Origin of the sequence: Lysobacter sp. CA196 (genome assembly GCF_052078695.1) — a bacterium.
In the GTDB taxonomy this organism is placed as follows: Bacteria; Pseudomonadota; Gammaproteobacteria; order Xanthomonadales; family Xanthomonadaceae; genus Lysobacter.
This window is the reverse complement of the sequence record NZ_JBQJIN010000059.1, coordinates 1-6,677: the sequence shown is the minus strand read 5'-3', so window position 1 is coordinate 6,677 and position 6,677 is coordinate 1. Positions and strand designations below refer to the sequence as shown.

Sequence of the window (6,677 nt, the reverse complement as noted above, 5' to 3'; positions counted from 1 at the left end):
CTGAGACCTTGGCGGACCCAGGCCATGATGGCGCCGCGCTCTTCGGGACTCAGGTGGGTGTAGTGGTGGCCCATGTGCAGAACCCTTCGGTGGGTGATGCACTTAAGCTTAGAGACCGCCTAACCAAGAAAAATGCTTTTCTTTGAACCACAAGCCCGCGCGCTCGACGCCAACGCAGGGATCTACATACGGGACATCCCTGTCCCGATGAAAAACGGCCCGCATCCCTGCGGGCCGCCCTACGGGTCTTCGATGGCCTTCGCTAGTGCGAATCGGTGCACAGCCAAGGCCAAAGCCAAAGCCAGGATCAAACCAAAACCAAAGCCTAAAGCCAGGGTGGGCGGGGTGATGCGGGGCGCTGCCGGAGCCAAGCCAAAGCGAGCCCCACCCGCTTGAATCCTGCCCCCCTTTCCCACATCTCATCCGCACAGCGTCCCTCGACGCAGACGGAGACAAGACGATGGCCGGTTCGTTCATTCCTGGGGTGGGTGCGTTCAAGCAGCGGATGCCGCAGCGTGAAGATGCGCTGCCGGGGCGCGCTACGCCGCTGCCGCTGGACAATGTCCATCATGTGCTGGGGCGGCCGTTGCGCGACGGGTTCGAGGGGCTGGCGCGGGTCCAGTTCGGCATGGGCTGTTTCTGGGGCGCCGAGCGCAAGTTCTGGTCGTTGCCGGGGGTGTTCACCACCGCGGTCGGTTACTCGGGCGGTTACACCCCCAATCCCGGTTATCGCGAGGTCTGCAGCGGTCAGACCGGGCATACCGAGGCGGTGTTGGTGGTCTACGACCCCAAGCTGATCGCGTTCGAGGACCTGCTCAAAGTGTTCTGGGAAAGCCACGACCCGACCCAGGGCATGCGCCAGGGCAACGATGAGGGCACTCAGTACCGCTCGGCGTTGTATTGCGAAACCGGGAGTCAGTATCAGGCGGCCTTGGCCAGTCGCGACACCTTCCAGGCGAAGCTGCACGAGGCCGGGTTCGGTGAGATCACCACCGAGATCGTGCACCCGGCGCCGACTTTCTATTACGCCGAGAACGAGCATCAGCAGTATCTGTCGAAGAACCCGATGGGTTATTGCGGTCTCGGCGGTACCGGTGTGAGTTGCCCGATCGGCGTGGTCTGAGCAGACCCATCCAAGCGATCCGAAAACGGCGCCTATCGCGCCGTTTTTCGTTGTGGCCAGAGCCGAGCGGCTGCCGGTGCCCGAATGAGCCGGGCACTGTGTCGAGCCGTGAAGCGAGCGGGCCTTGCCGGTGTCGACGCGAAACATTCCGATGGCGAAATAAATTCGCCGTTGCGGCAAACCGTGCGCCAATACGGCCGATATTTTCCGACTCGCCATGCCATACGAACCGTGTCGTCTTCACCTGCGACGCAGTCCGAAACATGTCGATAGCATGCGTGAGCGTATAGCCGCAAAGCGCGTCACGCGCTGGCCGTGAGCGCGGCTCCACAGACGGGAATTGCCGTCTGCATCGCAATGCGGGGCGCTGACATCGCGGATGTTTTGGCTTATCCCCTGCGGCGAGTCTCCGTAACCCGAGCCGTTCGCCGCGATGTATTCGCGAAACGAATCCGGCGGACGAATGAGCGCGACGGGCAGCAGGAGGCTCCCGACTATCACCCACAAGGAGTATGTGATGAAGAAGTTATTGCTTGCGGCCGCGGCTGCATTGGTGGCGACGACGGCGTTCGGTGTGTTGGCCGGCCCGCCCGACCTGGGCACCCGGCTGCAACCGATGATCAACGGTGGACCCTGGACGTGGGTCAATACCGCGACTCAGCGCTGCCTCGACAGCAACTACAACGGCAGCGTCTACACCTTGCCTTGCAACGGCGGCGCCTACCAGCTGTGGACCAACTCGCAGAACCAGTTCGGCGATGAGATCCGCAACACTCAGACCGGCCTGTGCCTGGACAGCAACACCAGCGGTCGTCTGTATACCTTGGCCTGCAACGGCGGCAACTTCCAGCGCTGGACCGTGACTTATACCGGCGCCTACGGCTGGGAAATCCGCAACGTCGCGACCGGCCTGTGCCTGGACAGCAACGCCAGCGGCAGCGGTTACACGATGGCCTGCAACGGCGGCAACTTCCAACGCTGGAACTGAAGCTCGCGCAAGGCGGTATCGCCGCCGGACGAGCGTGCGCTCGTCCGGCGGCGTCGGACGTACCGCTTGCGATTCAGGCTTACGCGAACTCGCGCGCGAACATGGCGCGGTATTGCTGGATCGAGACTTCCTGTTCCGGTACCAGGATCCGCAGGCAGGCCTGTGCGAACGAAATCGGCGCCGAGCCCGATGCGCTTACGACCAGGCCGTCGCTGATGCAGCCGTCGTCGCGGTACAGCGCCTTGCCGCCATATCCGGGCACGTCGTCGAGATAACCCGGCTCGTTGCTGGTGTGGGTACGCTCATCGAGCAGTCCGGCCTGGGCCAGGGCGCGAGTTGCGCCGCAGATGCCGGCGACCGGTCGGCCGGCGGCGACGCGGGCCTTGATCGCGGCGAGGATCGGCTCCGGCGCGGGTGCCTGTTCCCACAGCGGACTGCCCGGCAACACCCACAGGTCGGCGGCGAGCGGATCGAGCTCCGACAAACGATGTTGCGGCTGCAGGGTCACGCCACCCATCGAAGTCAGCGGCGTGGCTTCGATGGCGGCGACGGCGGTCTGCACGCCGAAGAACGCTCGCGCCGCGGCGAGGATGGGGCCGTACTCCCAGTCGGCCGGCTGATCGATCATCATCGCCACGATGGTCTTGCTCATGCCTTGCTCCCGGTGCAGGTCGAGGCGGACATGATGCCGCGGGCGCGCGCTATCGGCATGTGACGTTGGACGCGGCGCTTGCGTGTACCGACGCGAACGATCAGTAGGCCTGGATCGAACAGGCGTAGACCAGTTCGCAGGCGCCCTTGCCGGTGTCGGTGCGGCTCATCGAGCTGTCCCAGCGCATGCCTTGCTGGGTCTCGACCCGGACCAGCCAACCGTCGACGCGTACGCGCTGATCCTTGCGCACGCGCTTGAGCGCGCGGGCGACTTCGGCATTGGCCGGAATGATGTGCAGATTGCCGACCGATCGCTGCATCTCGTCGACCGGAATCGGCGGCTTGTCGAAGTAGCGATAGGTCAGGAAACGCACTTCCTGGGTAATGTCGAGTTGCGACAGAACCGTGTCCTCGCGCATGCGGCCCCAGCCGATGGCCAGGTCGGTCGGCGAGAACTCCGCTTCGCGTCCCATCCGGTAGTCGCGCCGCGACAGCACCCTGCCGTCGATGCTGAAGCCGGCCAGCGGCGTCGCCGAGCCCGGTTCGAGCCGGAACGGTTGCAGCGAAGCCGGTACCGAGGTCTGCAAGGGCTCGGCGCCGTCGACCACGCGCGGCGGCATCGGGCAGTCGATGCTCGCGCCGTCCGCCGGCGCCGGGAAGTGCAGGGGACGCGGCGACACCGGCGAGTACCACCAGCCGATCGCGCTCAGGATCAGGCAGCACACGACCCAGGCGCGTGGACTCATCGCGTGTCCCGCGCCGGCTTGCGTGCGCCATGGCCGTTGCCGCGCGGCGGTTGCAACAGCGAGGCCGGCAACTTGCGCAGCTCATCGGCCAGTTGCATCAGGAAATCCGACATCGCCGAGCTGCGCCGCCACAGCATGCCGATCTGCCGGTGCGGCGGGTCGCCGGCGAAGCGCAGCAGATGGATGTCGGGCGATTGCGGCACCGGCGGCTGCACCGCGAGCATCGGCAACAAGGTGATGCCGACGCCGGCGGCGACCATCTGCCGCAGGGTCTCCAGGCTGGTGGCGCGGAAGCCGTCGCGCTCGTCGGCGCCGGACATGCGGCAGACGTCGAGCGCCTGGTCGCGCAGGCAATGGCCTTCTTCGAGCAGGAGCAAGTGCTGGTCGTCGAGATCGTGCAGTTCGAGCGTGTCGCGCCCGGCCATCGGATGCTGTTGCGGCACCGCCAGCAGGAAGGGTTCGTCGAACAAGGGTTCGACGTGCAATTGGTCGTCGTGGATCGGCAAGGCCAACAGGCCGGCATCGAGGCGGCCGTCGCGCAGGCGGGCGAGGATCTGGTCGGTCTTCTCTTCGACCAACAGCAATTCCAGACGCGGGAAGCGCTTGCGCAGGCCCGGCACCACGTGGGGCAACAGGTAGGGGCCGAGCGTGGGAAACAGGCCGAGGCGCACCGTGCCGGCTTCCGGGTCCTGGCTGCGGCGGGCGATCTCGCTCATCTGTTCGACATCGGCGATGACCTTGCGCGCGCGCTCGGCGATGTCGCGCCCGACCGGGGTCAGCATGACCCGGCGCGGCGCGCGTTCGACCAGCGACACGCCCAGTTCTTCCTCGAGCTTCTTGATCTGGGTCGAAAGCGTGGGTTGGCTCACGAAGCTCGCCGCGGCGGCTCGGCCAAAATGCTTGTGATCGGCCAGGGCGACCAGATATTTGAGATCACGTAGGTTCATCGATGGTCGCCAATTGATATAGACTATCGCCATAATAGGAACAATTCATTTCAGTAATCAATTGCTGGGGTGCAACATACGACCCCTAAGTTGTTCCTTCGGCAACAACCCCTGTTTACCCCTCCCATCCCCTCAAGGAGTCATCCGCATGCTTTCGATCGGCGAGAAGTTCCCGAAATTCAAGGTCAAGGCCACCGTCGGTATCGAGAACCTCGATAGCGCGTTCGCCGACATCGACAACGACACCTACAAGGGCAAGTGGCTGCTGGTGTTCTTCTACCCGAAGGACTTCACCTTCGTCTGCCCGACCGAGATCAAGGGCTTCGGCGACCTGAACCAGCAGTTCCTCGACCGCGATTGCCAGGTCCTGGCCGCCTCGACCGACAGCGAGTTCGTGCACCTGGCATGGCGCAAGGACCACAAGGACCTGCGCGACCTGCCGTTCCCCATGCTCGCCGACATCAAGAAGGACCTGACCTCGGCGCTCGGCATCCTGTCCGAAGACGGCGTCGCCCAGCGCGCCACCTTCCTGGTCGATCCGGACGGCATCATCCGTTTCGTCTACGTCACCGACGGTTCGGTCGGCCGCAACCCGCAGGAAGTCCTGCGCGTGCTGGACGCCCTGCAGACCGACGAGCTGTGCCCGTGCAACTGGAACCAGGGCGAGAGCACCCTCAAGGTCGCCTGATCCGTCCGGATCGCACGACCCGGGAGTGATCCCCGCGGAGCCGGATTCCGTGACCCGGCTCCCCTCTGGTTCTGCCTGCGCTGTCGGCCCGCCGCCAGCGCAGTTCTCAAAGTAGTCCCGCATGCGGGCCGGCCTCGCCGGTCCTCCCTCCCTCCCGTGCGGGATGCCCACAGTCGGGGTTCGCCCCGACTGTTCCTATCCGCTTCGTCCCGTTCGTGCCGTTTCCCAGCCAGCCGTGCGCGATGCGCATGCCCGCCAGGCGATGGCGCGTGCCCGGTCCCCGCGATCGGTGCGCCCGCGCTGCCGCGACGCGACGATCCCCGCAGATTCCAGGAGTATTCCGATGAGCCTTTCCGATCTTCGCAATTCGCTTCCCGATTACGCCAAGGACCTCAAGCTCAACCTCGACAGCGTGCTCAGCGACGCCGGTTCGCCGGGCCTGGACGGCAAGCAGATCCGCGCCATCGCGCTGGCCTCGGCTATCGCTTCGCGCCACAAACCGCTGGTCGCCGCGATCGAGGTCTTCGCCGCCGAGAAGTTGTCGCCGGAGGAAATCAACGGCGCCAAGGCCGCGGCCGCGGTGATGGCGATGAACAACATCTACTACCGCGCCACCCACCTGATCCAGAACGAAGAGTACGGCCAACTGCGTGCTGGCCTGCGTATGAACGTCATGGCCAGCCCGGGCATCGACAAGATGACCTTCGAACTGGCTTCGCTGGCGGTGTCGGCGATCAACGGCTGCGGAGCCTGCATGGATTCGCACGAGAAGGTCGTGCGCAAGCACGAAGTCAGTGCCCAGGGCGTGCAGAGCTCGTTGAAGATCGGTGCGGTGGTGCATGCGGTGGCGGTGACGTTGGAGCAGATGTGATCGGTTGATCCGTTCTGTCAGCTCGATGTTTCTACGAAGTCGCCGGCGAAAGCCGGCGATTTTCGTTTGCGGGACGGGACAGGGTGCTGTGGCCTGCTACTGCTACCTTCGCTTTTACTTTTGTTTTGTCAGCTCTTGTTTTTGCCGTTGCTGTTGCTGTTGCCGTGAAAGCTTGGCGCAGTACCGAACTCGCGAGAACACCTGGAGACCCGGAGGGCGCCGCACAGGACGTGCGGCGTTTTCCGATAAGACAGGGACGTCTTATCGGAAAATCCCGGCGACAGCTACGTACTCGCAGGGGAGCTTCGTCAAGGAGAGCCCTTTTCTTTGGTCACCTTTCTTTTGGGCCACGGGACGCGCAGAGTCCGCAACGCCTTTGCCATCGATCGAAGGAATGCATCGTCGCAAGGGTAGGAGCGGCGCAAGCCGCGACCGCGCTGCTACGGTCTTGCGGCGTCTCGCTCAAGCAAGATCTAGATCAAGATCAAACGCCAAAAGCTTCCGCCACTAAAGCGGCGGGTTACTTTCTTTTGTCTAAAGCAACAAAAGAAAGGTAATGCGGAGTCAATATCCAAGTGCATCACCCCGAAGCGTTTTTCAGTCGCTCATAAAGCACCTCAGCCGGCGAGCGCCAATCCAAGGTTTTGCGGGGACGATTGTTCA

7 protein-coding genes are annotated in these 6,677 nt (G+C 64.1%); 4 read left to right on the top strand and 3 right to left on the bottom strand.

Annotation, left to right across the window (positions count from 1 at the left end; all coding sequences use genetic code 11):
• Nucleotides 1-475 precede the first annotated feature (475 nt).
• Nucleotides 476-1,123 carry a peptide-methionine (S)-S-oxide reductase MsrA gene (gene msrA, locus ACTOWK_RS23495; protein ID WP_441332494.1) on the top strand — a complete coding sequence of 216 codons (648 nt, stop codon included), beginning with the start codon at nt 476-478 and terminating at the stop codon, nt 1,121-1,123.
• 517 nt (nt 1,124-1,640) lie between these two features.
• Entirely contained in the window at nt 1,641-2,111 is a 471-nt protein-coding gene (locus ACTOWK_RS23490; protein WP_441332493.1) for an RICIN domain-containing protein, read from the top strand.
• A 79-nt stretch (nt 2,112-2,190) separates the two neighbouring features.
• On the opposite strand, the gene ACTOWK_RS23485 is transcribed toward ACTOWK_RS23490, so the two are convergent.
• From ACTOWK_RS23485 to ACTOWK_RS23475, 3 genes are all read right to left on the bottom strand, one after another.
• Complete coding sequence (locus ACTOWK_RS23485) at nt 2,191-2,763, bottom strand: DJ-1/PfpI family protein (protein WP_441332492.1); 573 nt, start codon at nt 2,761-2,763, stop codon at nt 2,191-2,193.
• A 100-nt stretch (nt 2,764-2,863) separates the two neighbouring features.
• Nucleotides 2,864-3,508 (bottom strand): hypothetical protein, encoded by a 645-nt coding sequence (locus ACTOWK_RS23480; RefSeq protein ID WP_441332491.1) that lies wholly within the window; start codon nt 3,506-3,508, stop codon nt 2,864-2,866.
• The gene (locus ACTOWK_RS23475; RefSeq protein WP_441332490.1) at nt 3,505-4,455 is read right to left on the bottom strand and encodes a LysR substrate-binding domain-containing protein; all 951 of its coding nucleotides are present in this window, start codon (nt 4,453-4,455) and stop codon (nt 3,505-3,507) included. Before ACTOWK_RS23475 ends, ACTOWK_RS23480 begins: the two co-directional genes overlap by 4 nt.
• Before the next feature lie 148 nt (nt 4,456-4,603).
• Between ACTOWK_RS23475 and ACTOWK_RS23470 the strand changes: the two genes are divergently transcribed.
• Both ACTOWK_RS23470 and ACTOWK_RS23465 read left to right on the top strand, forming a co-directional pair.
• Nucleotides 4,604-5,143, top strand: a complete 540-nt coding sequence (locus ACTOWK_RS23470; RefSeq protein ID WP_031374202.1) for a peroxiredoxin — start codon at nt 4,604-4,606, stop codon at nt 5,141-5,143.
• A 343-nt stretch (nt 5,144-5,486) separates the two neighbouring features.
• Nucleotides 5,487-6,014 carry a carboxymuconolactone decarboxylase family protein gene (locus ACTOWK_RS23465; RefSeq protein ID WP_441332489.1) on the top strand — a complete coding sequence of 176 codons (528 nt, stop codon included), beginning with the start codon at nt 5,487-5,489 and terminating at the stop codon, nt 6,012-6,014.
• Nucleotides 6,015-6,677 lie beyond the last annotated feature (663 nt).

Excerpts from the sequence above, each read along its gene's own strand:
- ACTOWK_RS23480 (WP_441332491.1), bottom strand. The coding sequence starts at position 3,508 with ATGAGTCCACGCGCCTGGGTCGTGTGCTGCCTGATCCTGAGCGCGATC.
- ACTOWK_RS23485 (WP_441332492.1), bottom strand. The coding sequence starts at position 2,763 with ATGAGCAAGACCATCGTGGCGATGATGATCGATCAGCCGGCCGACTGG.
- ACTOWK_RS23465 (WP_441332489.1), top strand. The coding sequence starts at position 5,487 with ATGAGCCTTTCCGATCTTCGCAATTCGCTTCCCGATTACGCCAAGGAC.
- ACTOWK_RS23475 (WP_441332490.1), bottom strand. The coding sequence starts at position 4,455 with ATGAACCTACGTGATCTCAAATATCTGGTCGCCCTGGCCGATCACAAG.
- ACTOWK_RS23470 (WP_031374202.1), top strand. The coding sequence starts at position 4,604 with ATGCTTTCGATCGGCGAGAAGTTCCCGAAATTCAAGGTCAAGGCCACC.
- ACTOWK_RS23490 (WP_441332493.1), top strand. The coding sequence starts at position 1,641 with ATGAAGAAGTTATTGCTTGCGGCCGCGGCTGCATTGGTGGCGACGACG.